Annotated in this window: 16 protein-coding genes and 1 pseudogene; 7 read left to right on the forward strand and 10 right to left on the reverse strand. The window is 70.2% G+C overall.

Annotated features, from left to right (window positions below):
• Positions 1-473: 473 nt before the first annotated feature.
• Positions 474-923, forward strand: a complete 450-nt coding sequence (locus AB0M01_RS31640; protein ID WP_363676032.1) for an Lrp/AsnC family transcriptional regulator — start codon at positions 474-476, stop codon at positions 921-923.
• Here the strand turns inward: AB0M01_RS31640 and AB0M01_RS31645 are convergent.
• Positions 856-2,052: an MFS transporter gene (locus AB0M01_RS31645; protein WP_363676034.1), complete on the reverse strand. Its 1,197-nt coding sequence runs from the start codon at positions 2,050-2,052 to the stop codon at positions 856-858. The genes AB0M01_RS31640 and AB0M01_RS31645 overlap by 68 nt on opposite strands.
• 85 nt (positions 2,053-2,137) lie before the next feature.
• Between AB0M01_RS31645 and AB0M01_RS31650 the strand changes: the two genes are divergently transcribed.
• Positions 2,138-2,995, forward strand: a complete 858-nt coding sequence (locus AB0M01_RS31650; protein WP_363676036.1) for a winged helix-turn-helix transcriptional regulator — start codon at positions 2,138-2,140, stop codon at positions 2,993-2,995.
• Positions 2,992-3,675: a 4'-phosphopantetheinyl transferase superfamily protein gene (locus AB0M01_RS31655; protein ID WP_363676038.1), complete on the forward strand. Its 684-nt coding sequence runs from the start codon at positions 2,992-2,994 to the stop codon at positions 3,673-3,675. The genes AB0M01_RS31650 and AB0M01_RS31655 overlap by 4 nt, the downstream gene beginning before the upstream one ends.
• Here AB0M01_RS31655 and AB0M01_RS31660 read toward each other — a convergent pair.
• From AB0M01_RS31660 to AB0M01_RS31680, 5 genes are read right to left on the reverse strand one after another with little or no spacing between them, the layout of a single operon-like run.
• Positions 3,665-4,909: a glutamate-5-semialdehyde dehydrogenase gene (locus AB0M01_RS31660; protein ID WP_363676040.1), complete on the reverse strand. Its 1,245-nt coding sequence runs from the start codon at positions 4,907-4,909 to the stop codon at positions 3,665-3,667. The genes AB0M01_RS31655 and AB0M01_RS31660 overlap by 11 nt on opposite strands.
• 43 nt (positions 4,910-4,952) lie before the next feature.
• Complete coding sequence (locus tag AB0M01_RS31665) at positions 4,953-5,246, reverse strand: putative quinol monooxygenase (RefSeq protein ID WP_363676042.1); 294 nt, start codon at positions 5,244-5,246, stop codon at positions 4,953-4,955.
• Entirely contained in the window at positions 5,243-6,280 is a 1,038-nt protein-coding gene (locus AB0M01_RS31670; protein WP_363676044.1) for an Ldh family oxidoreductase, read from the reverse strand. Before AB0M01_RS31670 ends, AB0M01_RS31665 begins: the two co-directional genes overlap by 4 nt.
• Before the next feature lie 8 nt (positions 6,281-6,288).
• Positions 6,289-6,966, reverse strand: coding sequence for a response regulator (locus tag AB0M01_RS31675; RefSeq protein WP_363676046.1), 678 nt, complete (start codon positions 6,964-6,966; stop codon positions 6,289-6,291).
• On the reverse strand, positions 6,963-8,576 hold the full coding sequence (locus AB0M01_RS31680; protein WP_363676048.1) for an ATP-binding protein: 1,614 nt from the start codon (positions 8,574-8,576) through the stop codon (positions 6,963-6,965). Before AB0M01_RS31680 ends, AB0M01_RS31675 begins: the two co-directional genes overlap by 4 nt.
• 147 nt (positions 8,577-8,723) lie before the next feature.
• On the opposite strand from AB0M01_RS31680, the gene AB0M01_RS31685 reads away from it, so the two are divergent.
• From AB0M01_RS31685 to AB0M01_RS31700, 4 genes are read left to right on the forward strand one after another with little or no spacing between them, the layout of a single operon-like run.
• Positions 8,724-9,728: a tripartite tricarboxylate transporter substrate binding protein gene (locus tag AB0M01_RS31685; protein WP_363676050.1), complete on the forward strand. Its 1,005-nt coding sequence runs from the start codon at positions 8,724-8,726 to the stop codon at positions 9,726-9,728.
• A complete protein-coding gene (locus tag AB0M01_RS31690) occupies positions 9,728-10,219 on the forward strand; it encodes a tripartite tricarboxylate transporter TctB family protein (RefSeq protein WP_363676052.1) in 492 nt (163 codons plus the stop codon). The genes AB0M01_RS31685 and AB0M01_RS31690 overlap by 1 nt, the downstream gene beginning before the upstream one ends.
• Positions 10,219-11,715, forward strand: a complete 1,497-nt coding sequence (locus AB0M01_RS31695) for a tripartite tricarboxylate transporter permease (RefSeq protein ID WP_363676054.1) — start codon at positions 10,219-10,221, stop codon at positions 11,713-11,715. The genes AB0M01_RS31690 and AB0M01_RS31695 overlap by 1 nt, the downstream gene beginning before the upstream one ends.
• Positions 11,716-12,108, forward strand: a complete 393-nt coding sequence (locus AB0M01_RS31700; RefSeq protein ID WP_363676056.1) for a universal stress protein — start codon at positions 11,716-11,718, stop codon at positions 12,106-12,108. It begins immediately after the preceding gene.
• Positions 12,109-12,257: 149 nt separating this feature from the next.
• Here the strand turns inward: AB0M01_RS31700 and proB are convergent, their stop codons facing one another.
• From proB to rplU, 4 genes and pseudogenes are all read right to left on the reverse strand, one after another.
• Positions 12,258-13,370 (reverse strand): glutamate 5-kinase, encoded by a 1,113-nt coding sequence (gene proB, locus AB0M01_RS31705; protein ID WP_363676058.1) that lies wholly within the window; start codon positions 13,368-13,370, stop codon positions 12,258-12,260.
• Between the two features lie 313 nt (positions 13,371-13,683).
• Positions 13,684-15,066 (reverse strand): annotated as a pseudogene (obgE, locus tag AB0M01_RS31710) (GTPase ObgE); the annotation flags it as partial.
• Positions 15,067-15,177: 111 nt separating this feature from the next.
• Positions 15,178-15,438 (reverse strand): 50S ribosomal protein L27, encoded by a 261-nt coding sequence (gene rpmA / locus AB0M01_RS31715; RefSeq protein WP_363676060.1) that lies wholly within the window; start codon positions 15,436-15,438, stop codon positions 15,178-15,180.
• Positions 15,439-15,450: 12 nt separating this feature from the next.
• Positions 15,451-15,768: a 50S ribosomal protein L21 gene (gene rplU / locus AB0M01_RS31720; RefSeq protein WP_344173618.1), complete on the reverse strand. Its 318-nt coding sequence runs from the start codon at positions 15,766-15,768 to the stop codon at positions 15,451-15,453.
• Positions 15,769-15,796: the final 28 nt, after the last annotated feature.

Consider the following 15,796-nt stretch of genomic DNA (forward strand, 5'->3'; position numbering starts at 1 on the left):
CCCCGGCCCCGGCTGCCCCGTCCCCGCCCCCCCGCCCCCGCGGTGGGGGTGTCTGACCACTCCGCGCCGTAGCGAGCAGGTGCTCGGTGCGGTAGCTCGCTGCACGGGAGACGAGCGTGGCGATGCGAAGCATCGTGAGCTTGGCTCCCGTGCAGCGAGATGCCGTGCCGAGTGCCGCGCAGTAGGCGGGGAGTGGTCAGACACCCCCAAGGGTCAGCGCTTGCGGGTCAGCAGCCGGCGCAGAGCCGACGGGCGGCTCGCGGCACGGTTGTGCAGCTCGGCGACGCGACGCAGCTCGTAGATGTGGGCACGGGCGACTTCGGGGGTGATCATGATTCCTTCACAGGGTTGTGGTGTAGCTGGAGGGGCATCTCCAGCTAGTTGAAATTGTACGTCGTACGCTGGGCGAACACAAACGAATTAAAGGCAGATCAGACGATCTCCCTACGAATCTGCGGTGAACGGGAGGATTCATGGACGTTATCGATCGACAGCTGGTCGAGGCGCTGCGGGCGAACGGACGGTCCAGCTGGGCCGAGCTCGGCCGGGTCGTCGGGCTGTCCGGACCGAGCGTCCAGGAGCGGGTGAAGCGGCTGGAGGAGCGTGGCGTGCTGCTCGGCTACCGCGCGGTGGTGGCGCCGGACCAGGTCGGGCTGGGCACCAGCGCGCTGATCGGCCTGTTCCAGCGCGACGACGTGGAGACCGACGACATCGTCGACGGCGTCCGCGAGATCGAGGCGGTGGAGGACTGCTGGTTCGTCGCTGGCGACCAGGAGCTGGTGGTGAAGGTCCGGGTCGCTGACGTGACGCAACTGGAGGCAGTGGTCGGCCAACTCCGCCGTGTGAACGGCGTGGTCAGGACCCGGACGACGGTCGTCCTGTCGACTCGCTGGGAAGCGCGGCCCGCTCCCCTGCCGCAGTGAGCGCAGCAGCGGCTGCCAGCGCCAGTACGGCGGCCGCTGGGTACAGGAGCGCCGGCACATGCTCGTACGCCGTACCGCCGAGTGCCGGCGCCAGGAACATCCCGCTGATCGACGCAGCCGCGTAGAGGCTGCTGTAGCGCCCCACCATCCCCTCAGGCGCCGCGTCGGCGACGTGAGCGGTAGCGGTCGGCTTGTAGAGCATCTCCCCCACAGTGATCACCGCTACCGCCACAGCGGCACCAGCAACCGCCGGCCACACGCCCAACACGCCCAGCCCCACTCCAACGAGCACGAAGCCCACTGCAACCACCCGGAGCGCATGGTGCCCAGCCAGCCGTACGGCGATCGGCGCCTCCAGCAGCACGATCACTACCGAGCTCAACCCGATCAGTACGCCGTACGCCACCGCTGGTGAACCAGCGTCGCGCAGCAGCAGCGGCATGGTCGCGAACAGCTGCCGGTACGCCGTATCGACCACCACGATCGCACCGAGCAGCACCAGCGTCGCGCGATCCTTCCGGAGCGCAGCCCAGACGCCATGTGCCTGCTGCACCACAGCACGCTTCGCTGCAGGCACCCACCGCCAGACCACAGCAGCCAGCACCAGGCTGCTCACCGCATCAACCACGAACACCAGCGAGAAGTCGTACGCCGCCAGCAGCCCACCCAGCGGCGGCCCGATGGTGAACCCGGCGTTGCTCGCAGTGCGCGACAGCGCGATCCCCTCCCGGCGGCGGTCGGCAGGCATCGCGGTAGCGACCAGTGCGCTCAGGTTGGGCCGGCTCGCTCCCCCGCACAGCCCAGCGACAGCAGCCAGCGCCGCCAGCCCGGCAGTGGGGACCACCGGCATCGCCAGGCAGGCCACAGCCCAGGTGAGCTGGCTACCGATCGCAGCGGTCCGCAGGCCGAAGCGGTCGCCGATCCAGCCGCCGCCGAGATTGCCCCCGAGCAGCCCCACGCCGTACGCCGCTGCCGCGAACCCGGCCTGCTGCGCGCTCATGCCGCGGTCGTCGACCAGGTAGAGGGTCAGGTAGATCCAGGCCAGCGCGCCCGCGGAGCTGACGAGCTGCCCCGCCATCACGGCCTTGAGCCAGCCCGGGAGGTCGGCGATCCGGCGCCAGAAGCCCATCGAGTCCCCCAGATGGATAGAGTTCCTGGCGGGAACTTAATGGCCCGGCTAGGTTGGGCGCAACCAGTTTCGAGGAGGACGACAGGTGCGGCGGAGCAGCTTCTCGCCCGACCCGGACTGCGCGGTGGCGCAGTCCCTCGCGGTCGTGGGCGACCCGTGGGAGCTGCTGATCGTCCGGGACCTCGCGCGCGGGCTGGACCGGTTCGACCTGCTCGCGGATTCGCTGCGGATCTCGCGCAAGGTGCTGACCGAGCGGCTGGTCGGGTTGATGGACAGCGGGGTTGTGGAGCGTACGGCGTACCAGGAGCGGCCGACGCGGTACGCGTACCGGCTGACGGCGCGCGGCCAGGCGCTGCTGCCGGTGCTGGTCGCGCTGCAGGACTGGGGCGACCGGTGGGTGCTCGGCGACGGGGAGCTGACCGGGACGAACGCGCCGGCGGAGGCGCCTGCGCAGCGTGTGCACGAGCTGGTCGGGCGGCGGGTTCCGGAGGCCTTGCGGCTGCCGTCGACCACGGGAGAACCGCTAGATGTCATCTCTGAGGCTCGACTCACAGTGCTCTTCGGCTTCCCCGCAACCGGCCGCCCGACCCGCCTGCCCGACGAGTGGGCCGACATCGCCGGCACCGTCGGCTGCACCCTCGAGAACAAACTCTTCACCGAGCGGTACGACGACTTCCGTGCCGCCGGCATCGCCGTCCACGGCGTGAGCACCCAACGACCCGACGAGCAACGCACCTTCGCCGAGCTGGAGCAGATCAAGCACCCGCTGCTCTCCGACACCGACCTCCGGCTGACCGCCGCGCTCCGCCTGCCGACGTTCCGCTCGGGCGGCCTCGAACGCCTCAAGCGCTTCGTGCTCGTCATCGGCGCCGACCGTGTCGTGCGCGCCGTCCGCTACCCGGTCACCGACATCCCCGAGGCCGTCGAATGGGCGCTGCGATGATCGAGATCTGGTGGGCGCGCCTCAGCACGCAGCCGATCGACCGGGCGTGGATCGACGACCTGAACAGCGTCGAGCGCGAGCGCCTGGCGGCGTACCAGCGGGTCGAGGACCAGGACCGCTTCCTGCTCGGCTGCACGATCGTACGGCGGCTCCTGGCCGGCCGGCAGCAGTTGCCTCCGGCAAGGATCGCCATCGATCGCACCTGCGCGGACTGCGGGCGCCCGCACGGCAAAGTCCGCGCGCAAGGCGCCGAGCTGTCGATCAGTCACTCGGGCGATCTGGTCGGCGTCGCGTTCCACCCGACGACCCCGGTCGGCCTGGACGTCGAGCTGATCAACCCTGGCCTCGACGCCGTGGCCCTGGCGCGGGTAAGCCTCGCCCCGGCAGAAACCGAGGAACTGCTCAAAGCCGACGATCAGGCCGCCGCGTTCACGACGTACTGGACCCGCAAGGAAGCCGTCGTGAAGGCGACCGGCGACGGCATCGGCGCAGACCTCACGAAGCTCGAGGTCAGCCCGCCGGACCAACCTGCCGCACTCCTCAGCTGGCCGGGCCACGACGGCCCGATCCAGCTCCTCGACATCGAGTCAGCGCCCAACCACAGAGCCGCCCTCGCAGCCCTCACCGACAAGGAAATCGAAGCGGTCAACCGGGAAGCCGCAGAGCTGCTCAGGTCCTGATCTGCCCCTCGCCGATCACCACGTACTTCGTCGACGTCATCTCCGGCAGCCCCATCGGCCCCCGCGCGTGCAGCTTCTGCGTCGAGATCCCGATCTCGGCACCGAACCCGTACTCACCACCATCGGTGAACCGAGTGCTCGCGTTCACCACCACCGCCGCCGAATCCACCGCCTGCACGAACCGCCGCGACGCCGCCTGCGACCGCGTGATGATCGCATCCGTGTGACTCGAGCTGTACTTCCGGATGTGCCCGACCGCAGCCTCCAGCGAGTCCACCACCGCCGCCGAAAGCTCCAGCCCGTGGTACTCCGCCGCGTAGTCCTCCTCGGTCGCCGGCTGAATGTCCTTGCCCAGCGCAACAACTGCAGGATCCCCGTGCACCGTCACCCCGGCCGCGGCCAGCGCCGGCAAAGCGCGAGCCAGGAACTCGTCAGCCACCGCGGCATGCACCAGCAACGACTCCGCCGCGTTGCACACGCTCGGCCGCTGCGTCTTCGCGTTCAGCAGGATCGTCAGCGCCAGATCCAGATCGGCGTCCGCATCGACGTACACGTGACAGTTCCCGACGCCGGTCTCGATCACCGGCACCGTGGACTCCGTCACGACCGTCTGGATCAGCCCGGCCCCACCTCGCGGAATCAGTACGTCGACCAGCCCGCGCGCCTGCATCAGCTCCTTGACCGCGGCCCGGTCCCCCGGCACGCCCTGGATCACGTCGGCCGGCAGCCCGGCCTCGACGACGGCATCACGCAGTACGGCGATGATCTCCGCGTTCGAGGAGGCCGCCGAGGACGAGCCGCGCAGCAGCACCGCGTTGCCCGACTTCAGGCAGATCCCGGCCGCGTCGGCGGTCACGTTCGGCCGCGCCTCGTAGATGATCCCGACGACACCGAACGGCACCCGGACCTGCTTGAGCTCCAGCCCGTTCGGCAGGTTGTACCCCCGGACGACCTCGCCCACCGGGTCCACCAGCCCGGCCAACTGCTCGAGCCCGGCCGCCATCGCGTCCACGCGACCCGGGTCGAGCGCGAGCCGGTCGACGGTCGACTCCGCCGTACCGGCCTCACGGGCCGCCGCGACGTCCTTCGCGTTCGCCGCCACGATCCGCTCGGTGTTCGCCCGCAGCGCCGCGGCCATCGCGTGCAGCGCCGCGTCCTTGGCCGCCCGGGAGGCCGCCGCCAGCGCGTACGACGCCTCGCGCGCCTGCCGGCACAACTGGATGATCTCGCTCATCCACCAATCGTAGGGCGCCCGCCCACACGGCCGCTTCCCCGTCTCACGTGAACAACTGCCGACCCAGCGTGTTCACCTGACTCCCCGGTACGACGTACGCCGCGACCGCCGCGCGCCACACCTTGAAGTGCGGCGCACTCCGGTGCGCCTCCACCGCGGCCTCGTCGACGTAGTGCTCGTGCAGTACGAAGTGGTGATCGTCCTCCAGCCCCTGGCACACGTCGAAGAACCGGCAGCCTGGCTCGCGCGCCGACGCCTCCGCGTTGACCCGGATCGCCTCCACGAACCCCGCCAGCTCACCCGGCACGACCTGCAACGACACCGTCAGCGTGATCACGGCAGCTCCACCCCGGTCTCCGCGGCGAGCTTGCCGAGGCTCGCCCAGGTCGCCGCGGCCAGAACGATTCCCGCAGCGTTCCGTACGGCGTTGCGATCCTCCAGCTCCCCCGGCACCAGGATCTCGTCCGCCCAGGCGGCCTTCGGCGCCGCCCGCGTCGCGTCGACCAGCGCCTCGACCCGCTCGGCGTACTCACCGGAATCCGCCATCGCCGCCACATCCACGACGAGCAGGAAATGCCCAGCCCCACTCGCGGCGTCAGCCTGGTACGGCCCACCGACCGCGTCGCCGAACGCGCTCCCCGTCAGCACCCCCGCCAGCACGTCCATCATGAACGACATCACGTACCCCTTGGGCCCGGCCATCGGCAGGATCAGCCCCTCGATCGCCGCCCGCGGATCCGTGGTCGGGTTGCCCGCGGCATCGGCCGCCCAGTCCGCCGGGATCGGCGTCCCGTGTTCGGCCGCGAGATACACCTTGCCGCGGGCAACGGCCGTGTTGGCCAGATCCATCACCAGTACGCCGTGCCGCCCGGCCGGCGCGGCGATCGACCACGGGTTGGTCCCGATGCTCTTCTCCCGCCCACCCCACGGCGCCATCGCCGGGCTCGCGTTCGTGCACAGGAACGCGACGCAGCCCGCCTCGGCAGCCCGCCGCGTGTAGTACGCCGCCGTCCCGAAGTGCCCCGACCGGCGGATCCCGACCGCGCTCACCCCGTGCACCTTCGCGCGCTCGATCCCGAGCGTCGTCGCCTGGTCGGCGATCACCTGCCCGATCCCGTCGCATCCGTCCAGTACGACGAGCGCGCCGCCGTCGCGAACGACCTTCGCCGACGTCACCCGCTGCATCGCGCCGCTGCGCAGCCGTTCGACGTACCAGGGCAGGCGGAGCAGACCGTGCGACGCGTGCCCCCACAGCTCGGCCTTGACGAGTGTGTCGGCGAGCAGGTGCGCGTGATCGGCCGGAACTCCTTCGGCCCGCAACACCCCCTCGGCGAAGCCGAGCAATGCGGCTGGAGCGGCAGCCCGATCCATACGGTCTCCTATCTGGGAACGATCTTGTAGCGGCGCTCGGGCCGCCCGGCGACGCCGTACCGGGGTCGCATCTCGGCGCGGCCGATGGTGACCAGGTGCTCCAGGTACCGGCGGGTGCTGCTGCGCGAGAGGCCGGTCGCCTCGGCGCACTCGGTCGCCGACAGGTCCGCGTCGGGCGCGTCACCGAGCGCCTGCAGGACGAGGTCGGTGGTCTCGGGGCTGATGCCCTTGGGCGCCGGGATCCGGCCGCTCGCGGTGCGGAAGACGCGGTCGGCCTCCTCCTGCCCGACCTCGGTCAGTCGGCGCAGCTCGGCCTGGTGCGCGGCGTAGTCCTCCAGACGGGCGCGCAGCGACTCGACCTCGAAGGGCTTCACGAGGTACTGGAAGACGCCGCTGCGCAGCGATTGCCGCAGCGTCTCCAGGTCACGCGCGGCGCTGATCACGATCACGTCGACCGGGTAGTCGGCCGCGGACTCGCGGAAACGGCGGAGGACTTCGAGACCGCTCATGTCGGGCAGGTAGATGTCGAGCAGTACGAGCTCAGGACGCAACGTCCGTACGGCGGACAGCGCGTCCGCGCCGGTCCGGGCCGCCCCGACGACCTCGAAGCCGGGCTGCGAAGCGACCACGCTCGAGTGCAGCCGCGCCACCATGAAGTCGTCGTCCACCACCAGCACCCTGATCATGCGCGAACCCGGGCTTGAACCGGCAACGTCGCCACGAACACCGCGCCCGCGTCGTTGTGCACCGTCACGTCCCCACCACGCTTCCGGCAGATCACCCGCACCAGCGCCAGCCCGATCCCCCGGTCGTCCCCGGCGCCGTCCTTCGTGCTGAACCCGTGCGCGAACACCCGGTGCTGCATCGCGCTGTCCACCCCCGGCCCCGAGTCCCGGACCTCGATCCGTACGGCGCCCGAAGCCTCCAGCACCTCGACCGTCACCGCCGGATCCGGCGAACCCGTCGCGGCATCCAGCGCGTTGTCGACCAGATTCCCCAGCACCGTCGACACATCCGTCGCCAGCCGCTCGTCCAGCCGCGGCAACCACGTGGCCACGCTGACCACAAAGCTGACCCCGCGCTCGGCCGCCTGACTGGATTTCGCGATCAGCAGCGCCGCGACGGCCGGATCCGCGACCCGCGCGGTGATCCCGGCGGTCAGCTCGGTCTGATCGGCGGCGACCTGCTGGATGTAGCGGCGGACGTCGTCGTACTCGCCGAGCTCGATCAGCCCGCTGACGATGTGCATCCGGTTGCTGAACTCGTGCGCCTGCGCCCGGAGCGTGTCGGTCGTGTTCCGGGTCAGATCGAGCTCGCGCTGCAGCTCCAGCAGCTCGGTCCGGTCCCGGAACGTCGCGACCCAGCCGATGTGCCGGCCGTGACTCCTTACCGGCATCCGGTTCAGCGTCAGGACGCGCCCGTGCAGCGGCAGGATCCGGTCGGTCGCGGTGTCGGTCCCGTCGAAGATCTCGACCAGCCGCCCGGTGTCGTCGACCGCCGACAACGCCTGCCCGGCCGCAGTCAGCGGTACGCCGAGCAGGTGCGCCGCCTCGTCGTTCACCATCGTCACGCGCCGCTCCAGGTCGACCGCGAGCACGCCCTCCTTGATGCCGTGCAGCAACGCCTCCCGCTGCTCGACCAGGCCGGTGATCTCACGCGGCTCCAGCCCGAGCGTCTGCCGCTTCACCGTCCTTGCCAGCAGCAACGACCCGAGCACGCCCAGCAGGCTGGCGATCCCGAGGTAGGTGAGCAGGTTCGGCCGCGCGGCGGCCAGGTTGGCGAGCAGCGACGGGTACTGGCGCCCGACCATCACCACGCCGTCGGTCTGCCGGGTCTCGACGTTGATGATCGGCGCCATCGCCAGCGCGGCGCCGGTCTCGTCGTCGCGGCCGACCCAGCCACGGCCGAGGAACGCGTCGGTCGCCTGCGCGTACACGACCGATGTCACCGGCAACGGATCGGTCGACACGATGATCCGCCGGTCCGCGATCGCGACCTTGATGTACGTCGAACCCGACCACGTCCGGCCCGACTCGACCTGCGACTGCGCCTGACCGATCAGCGCCGGGGACTTCGTCGCCGCCGCCTGCCGTACGCCGGTGGTCACGGCCAGGTTCTCGGCGATGGCGAGCGCTCGCCGCCCCTCGGTCTCGCGGAACCGCGAGTTCGACTGGGCCACCGACGCCGCCGCGACCCCGACCAGGACGACCAGCACGATCAGCAGCTGGACGGCCAGCATCCGCCCGGCGAGCGTCCACCGACGCCTGCCCAGGAGAACCCGCCATCTAGCCTTCACGGGACTGATTGTGCTTGCCGCGCCCGGATCTGGCCATGGTCGCGTGAGCACAATGAACACAACTGAGTTTGCGTTCGTAACGGTGACAGCGGTACGCCGCCCGGCCACGCTGACGGGCAACCCGCACCACCGACGAAGGAGACCGCCGTGAGAGCACGGACCTGGTTCACCAGCATCACCGCCGTACTCGCGGTCGCTCTGACGGCGTCCGCGTGCGGCGTCAGCGCCGACGACAACGCTTCCGGCGGCGCCTCCGACGGCCCGGTCAAGGGCCTGCGCATCCTCGTCCCGAACTCGCCCGGCTCCGGCTACGACACCACCGCCCGGGCCGCGGCCAAGGCGATGCAGGACGCCAAGCTGACCGACACCGTCGAGGTGTTCAACACCGCCGGCGCCGGTGGCACGGTCGGCCTGCAGCGTCTGGTCAACGAGAAGGGCAAGGACGACCTCCTGATGCAGATGGGCCTCGGCGTCGTCGGGGCCGTCTTCACCAACAAGTCGAAGGCGACGCTGAACGACACCGTCCCGATCGCGAAGATGATCGAGGAGGCCGAGGCCATCGTCGTACCGAAGGGTTCGCCGTACACGACCCTGGACCAGCTGGTCGCGGCCTGGAAGGCCGACCCGGGCAAGGTCCCGGTCGGCGGCGCGTCCAACGCCGGCGGGCCGGACCACCTGACCCCGATGCTGCTGGCCAAGGCCGTCGGCGTGAAGCCGACCGACGTCAACTACGTCCCGTACGACGGTGGCGGCGAGCTGCTGACCGCGATCCTCGGCAAGAAGCTGGCCTTCGCCGCGACCGGGATCGGCGAGGTCGTCGAGCAGGCCAAGTCCGGTGACGTGAAGATCCTCGCGGTCACGACCGAGCAACCGGTCGCCGAGGTCGACGCGCCGACGCTGAAGAGCCTGAACGTGGACCTGGTCTTCACCAACTGGCGCGGCATCGTCGGCCCGCCCGGGCTGTCGGACGCCAAGAAGCAGCAGTACGTCGAGCTGCTGACCAAGATGCACGACTCGCCGGAGTGGAAGAAGACGCTGGCCGACCAGGGCTGGACCGACGCGTTCCAGACCGGTGACGAGTTCAAGACCTTCCTCACCTCGGAGAACGACCGGGTGGCCGGCGTACTGCGCGAGCTGGGGCTCGTCGCCTGATGAGCACCGTGAAGCAGGGCCGCTCCGAGCTCGGAGTGGCCCTCCTCCTCCTGCTCCTCGGCGGCTGGGCGGTGATCGACGCGCTGCAGCTGCAGACCCTGCAGACCCGCGGGCCGGTCGACGCGCGCACGGTGCCGATCGGGGTCGGCGTACTGCTGATCGGTACGGCGGTGCTGCTCGCCGTCGACGTGCTCCGCGGCGGCCGCGGCGAGCAGGAGGCCGGCGAAGACGTCGACCTGACCCACGGCAGCGACTGGAAGACGCTCGGGCTGCTGGTGATCGCGTTCGTCGCCAACATCCTGCTGATCGAGCGGCTCGGCTGGCCGGTCTCCGGAGCGGTGCTGTTCTTCGGTACGACGTACGCGCTCGGCAGCCGGCACCTGGTCCGCAACGCGGTGATCTCGGTCGCGCTGTCGGTCGGCACCTGGTACCTGTTCAACCTCGGCCTCGGCATCGCGCTGCCGGTCGGGATCCTCAAGGGAATCCTGTGATGGACGCGCTCACCGAACTGCTCAACGGCTTCGCCACCGCCGCGCACCCGACCAACCTGCTGTACGCGTTCGTCGGCGTACTGCTCGGGACCGCGATCGGCGTCCTGCCCGGGATCGGCCCGGCGATGACGATCGCGCTGCTGCTGCCGATCACCTACTCGCTCGAACCGACGCAGGCGTTCATCATGTTCGCCGGGATCTACTACGGCGGTATGTACGGCGGGTCGACCACGTCGATCCTGCTCAACACCCCCGGCGAGAGCGCGTCGGTGGTGACCGCGATCGAGGGCAACAAGATGGCCCGGCGCGGTCGCGCCGCCGCTGCGCTGGCGACGGCGGCGATCGGCTCGTTCATCGCGGGCACGATCGGGACGCTGTGCCTGGCGTTACTTGCCCCGAGCATCGTCCAGCTGGCCGTGAAGATGGGCGCCCCGGACTACTTCGCGGTGATGGTGCTCGCGTTCATCGCCGTCACCACCGTGCTCGGCTCGTCGAAGGTCCGCGGCCTGGCCGCGCTCGGCATCGGGCTGCTGATCGGCCTGATCGGCATCGACCCGACGTCCGGGCAGCAACGCCTCACCCTCGGCCTGCCGGAACTTGCCGACGGCATCGACGTCGTGGTGGTTGCCGTCGGCCTCTTCGCTGTCGGCGAGGCGTTGTGGATCGCCGCTCACCTACGCCGTACGCCGGCCGAGATCATCGGCGTCGGGGCGGCCCGGATGACGCGGGAGGACTGGCGCCGGTCGTGGAAACCGTGGCTGCGCGGCACCGCGATCGGCTTCCCGTTCGGCGCGATCCCGGCCGGCGGCGCGGAGATCCCGACGTTCCTGTCGTACGTGACCGAGAAGAAGCTGAGCAAGCACCCCGAGGAGTTCGGCCAGGGTGCGATCGAGGGCGTCGCCGGTCCCGAGGCGACGAACAACGCGTCGGCCGCCGGTGGTCTGGTTCCGCTGCTCACGCTGGGGATCCCGACCACCGCGACCGCCGCGGTGATGCTCGGCGCCTTCCAGGGCTACGGCATCCAGCCCGGCCCGCGCCTGCTGGAAACTCAGCCAGAGCTCGTCTGGGGCCTCGTCGCCAGCCTCTTCATCGGCAACATCATCCTGCTCGCCCTGAACCTGCCACTGGCCCCGATGTGGGCGAAGCTCCTGCGCATCCCCCGCCCGTACCTCTACGCCGGCATCCTCTTCTTCGCCAGCATCGGCGCCTACGCCGCCAACCTGTCGACCTTCGACCTGTGGCTTCTGCTCCTGCTCGGCGCGTTGGGCTTCGCGATGCGCCGCTTCGGCCTCCCCGTCGTACCGGCCATCATCGGCATCATCCTCGGCCCCACCGCCGAGGAACAACTCCGCCGAGCCCTCCAGATCAGCGACGGCCACATCAGCGGCCTCTGGAACACCTGGTTCGCCAAGCTCGTCTACGCCGTCATCCTGCTCGTCCTGATCGTCCCACCGTTGGTAGCCCGCCGCCGCACCCGCACTCCCGTAGGAGTCTGAATGCCCATCATCGTCGGCTACGTCCCGACCCCCGAAGGCGTCGCGGCCCTGGAAGCCGCCATCGCCGAAGCCCGGCTCCGGTCGCAGCGGCTCGTCGTCATCAACTCCACCCGGGGTGAGTCCCTGGTCGACACCCGTTACGCGTCGGCGCAGACCTGGCAGTCGGTGGAAGAGCGCCTCACCGACTCCGGCGTACCGCATGAGCTGACCCAGCTCGTCGAGAGCAAGGACGCCGCCGACCAGATCCTGCGGCTCGCCGACGAGCTCAACGCCGAGCTCATCGTGATAGGCCTGCGCCGGCGCACTCCGGTGGGCAAACTCCTGCTCGGAAGTCAGGCGCAGTCCATCCTGCTGGAGGCCAACTGCCCGGTACTGGCGGTGAAGAGCCACTGAGCTTCCCGGACCTGCACCACTCACTAACCTGCCGTCGAGACCCGCGCCCAGGCGTGCGGGCGTCCGTCGAGTGACTTGGACAAGCAGTTAGTGAGTGCTGCACGTCCGCCAGGCCCCGACGTGCAGCACCGGTGGTGGGCGTCGGCCTGCTAGAGGAGCACGAGGTCGTCTCGGTGGACTACCTCTCGTTCGTACGTCGGGCCCAGTTCCTTGGCGAGGTCTCGGGTGCTGCGGCCCAGTAGGTCAGGGAGTTCCGCGGCGTCGTAGTTGACCAGGCCTCGGGCGATCACCGTGCCTGAAGGGCTGACCAGGTCTACCGGGTCGCCCGCTGAGAATGTGCCTTCTACCGTGAGGATTCCGGCGGGGAGGAGCGACGTCCGGCGTTCGGTGACGGCTCGGACGGCGCCCTCGTCGAGCTGGAGGCGGCCTTGGCCTGACGTCGCGTGTTGGAGCCAGAGCAGGCGGGTCTTGCGGCGGCGGCCGGTGGGGTGGAAGAGGGTGCCTACCGGGTCGCCTTGGAGGGCCTCTGCGACTCGGGCGGCTGAGGTGAGGACGACCGGGATGCCTGCGGCGGTGGCGATGGCGGCGGCTTCGACCTTGGTTTGCATGCCGCCGGTGCCTACGCCGGAGGAGCCGGTGCGGCCGATCTGGAGGGAAGCGAGGTCTTCGGGGCCTCGGACGTCGGGGAGCATGACGGTGCCGGGCTTGCGGGGGTCGCCGTTGTAGAGGCCGTCTACGTCCGAGAGGAGGACCAGCAGATCCGTGTGGACGAGATGGCTGGTGAGCGCGGCCAGGCGGTCGTTGTCGCCGAAGCGGATTTCGGTGGTGGCCACCGTGTCGTTCTCGTTGACGATCGGTACGACGCCGAGCTCCAGCAGCCGCGCGAAGGTGCGGTACGCGTTGCGGTAGTGGGATCGGCGGGTGACGTCGTCGACTGTCAGCAACACTTGCCCGACGCGAAGTCCGTGGGCGGCGAAGGCGTCGTTGTAGCGGGCCATCAGGAGGCCCTGGCCGACCGACGCCGCGGCCTGCTGGGTGGCGAGGTCGCGGGGGCGCGAGCGTAGGCCCATCGGTGCCAAGCCGGCGGCGATCGCGCCCGAAGACACGAGTACGACCTCGGTGCCGCCGACGCGCCGGGCCGCGAGGGCGTCGACGAGCTGGCGGACCCGGTCCAGGTCGATCCGGCCTCGCTGGGTCAGGGACGACGATCCGACCTTCACGACGATTCGGGTCGCCTGGACGACCTCCGCGCGGCGCTTCATCAGCTCTCCCACCAGGGGTGCAGCGGCCCCGGCCCGCGCCATTGCGGGCTCAGGGCAACTACTTCAAACGGTCTTCCGCTTCGACGTCGATGTCCTGGCCGGCGGCGAACGCGAGCTCGGCCTGCAGTTCCTGCTCGGCCTCCAGCTCGCGGGCCTGCTTGCGGGCCAGCTTCTCGGCGGCCTTCTGGGCCGCCTTCGCCTCGGCCGGGGACAGGTCGACCTCGTCGTCGGTCCAGCCCGCACCGTACTCCGAAAGGTCGGGCGACGCCGGGACCTCGCCGGAACGGCGAGCGTGGTACAGCTCGTCCTTCGCCTTCTTGCGCTGGGCCGCCGGGCGGTCCTCCTCGAGGCGGTGGTCCTCGCCGCGGCGGGCCAGGATCTCGGCCCCGGCCTGTACCTCGGGCGCGAAGTCGAAGACGACCGCGTTCGGCCCGTCACCGATGATCACCGCGTCGCCCGCGAGCGCGCCGCGCTCGAGCAGCGTCTTCTCGACGCCCAGCCGGTTCAGCCGGTCGGCCAGGTACCCGGTCGCTTCGGCGTTGGCGAAGTCGGTCTGCCGGACCCAGCGCTCGGGCTTGTCACCCTGCACCAGCCAGCCGCCGTCCGGCAGCTTCTTCACCTTGAACTCGACCCCGCCGGTCGCCTGCGGCCGGATGATGATCCGGTTCGCGCTCGGCTTCTCGGCCTCGGCCCGGCGCTTGGTGACGATCTCGGCCATCGCGAACTTCAGCGCGTCCAGCCCCTCGTGGCTGGCGGTGGAGATCGAGAACACCGGCATCCCGCGCTCCTCGAGCTCCGCGGTCACCATCTCCGCGATCTCGCGGGCGTCCGGGACGTCGATCTTGTTCAGCGCGACCAGCCGCGGCCGGTCCTCCAGGCCACCGTGCGCGGTCAGCTCGGCCTCGATCGTGTCGAGATCACTGAGCGGGTCACGACCCGGCTCGTACGTCGCACAGTCGATCACGTGCACCAGCGCCGCGCAGCGCTCGACGTGCCGCAGGAAGTCGTGACCGAGCCCGCGGCCCTCGCTGGCGCCCTCGATCAGACCCGGTACGTCGGCCACGGTGAAGATGTTCTCCCCGGCGACGACGACACCCAGGTTGGGAATCAGGGTCGTGAACGGGTAGTCCGCGATCTTCGGGCGGGCCCGGCTGATCGAGGCGATCAGCGACGACTTGCCCGCGCTCGGGAAGCCGACCAGACCGATGTCGGCGACGACCTTGAGCTCGAGCACGATGGTGCGCTCTTCGCCGTCCTCACCGAGCAGGGCGAATCCGGGAGCCTTGCGGGTGGAGCTGGCCAGCGCCGCGTTGCCCAGACCGCCCTTGCCGCCGGCGGCGGCGACGTACTCCGCGCCCGGCCCGACCAGGTCGGCGAGCTGCTCGCCGTCCGGCGTACTGATCACGGTGCCGTCGGGCACCGGCAGGACGACGTCGCCGCCCTTGCTGCCGTTCTGGTGGTCACCCTTGCCCTGGGCACCGTTCGTCGCGGAGCGGTGGCTGGCGCGGTGGTAGTCCACGAGGGTGGTCTGGTCGGGGTCGACGCGCAGGATGATGCTGCCGCCGTCACCGCCGTTGCCGCCGTCCGGGCCGCCGAGCGGCTTGAACTTCTCGCTGTGCACCGAGGCGCAGCCGTTTCCGCCGTTGCCACCGGTGACGTGCACCGTGACCCGGTCGACAAAGCTGGGGATCGCCATCGGTGTTCTCTACTTCCTGCAGGGGGTGGTTCCATGAACAGCGAAAAGGGCGGCTCGCGGTATTCCGCGACCCGCCCTTCTCAGAGCTTGCAATCGTGCCGGGTGGCGGTGTTACTCCGCCGGGGCCGGGACGATGTTGACGACGCGACGGCCGCGACGGGTGCCGAACTCGACCCGCCCCTCGGCCAGCGCGAACAGCGTGTCGTCGCCACCGCGGCCGACCAGCGTGCCCGGGTGGAAGTGCGTGCCGCGCTGCCGGACGATGATCTCGCCGGCGTTGACCAGCTGGCCGCCGTACCGCTTGACGCCGAGCCGCTGCGCGTTCGAGTCGCGCCCGTTACGGGTGGACGCCGCGCCCTTCTTGTGTGCCATGTCTAGATCAGCTCACTTCTTCTTCGCGTCGATCGCGGTGACCTTGACCTGGGTGTAGTGCTGGCGGTGCCCCTGGCGCTTGCGGTAACCGGTCTTGTTCTTGTACTTGAGGATGGTGATCTTCGGGCCCTTGCTGCGGCCCAGCACCTCGGCCGACACGGCCACCTTGGACAAAGCGGCAGCGTCGGTCGTCACGGTGTCGCCATCGACGACGAGGACTGCGGGCAGCGAAACCGTGTCGCCGACCTGGTCCGTCAGGCTGTCGATCTCGATGACATCGCCGACGGCGACCTTCTGCTGGGTGCCGCCACTGCGCACGATCGCGTACACCGTGGATCTCACTCTCTGTTTGTTCGGA

This window comes from Kribbella sp. NPDC051770, from assembly GCF_040681455.1.
Lineage (GTDB): Bacteria > Actinomycetota > Actinomycetes > Propionibacteriales > Kribbellaceae > Kribbella.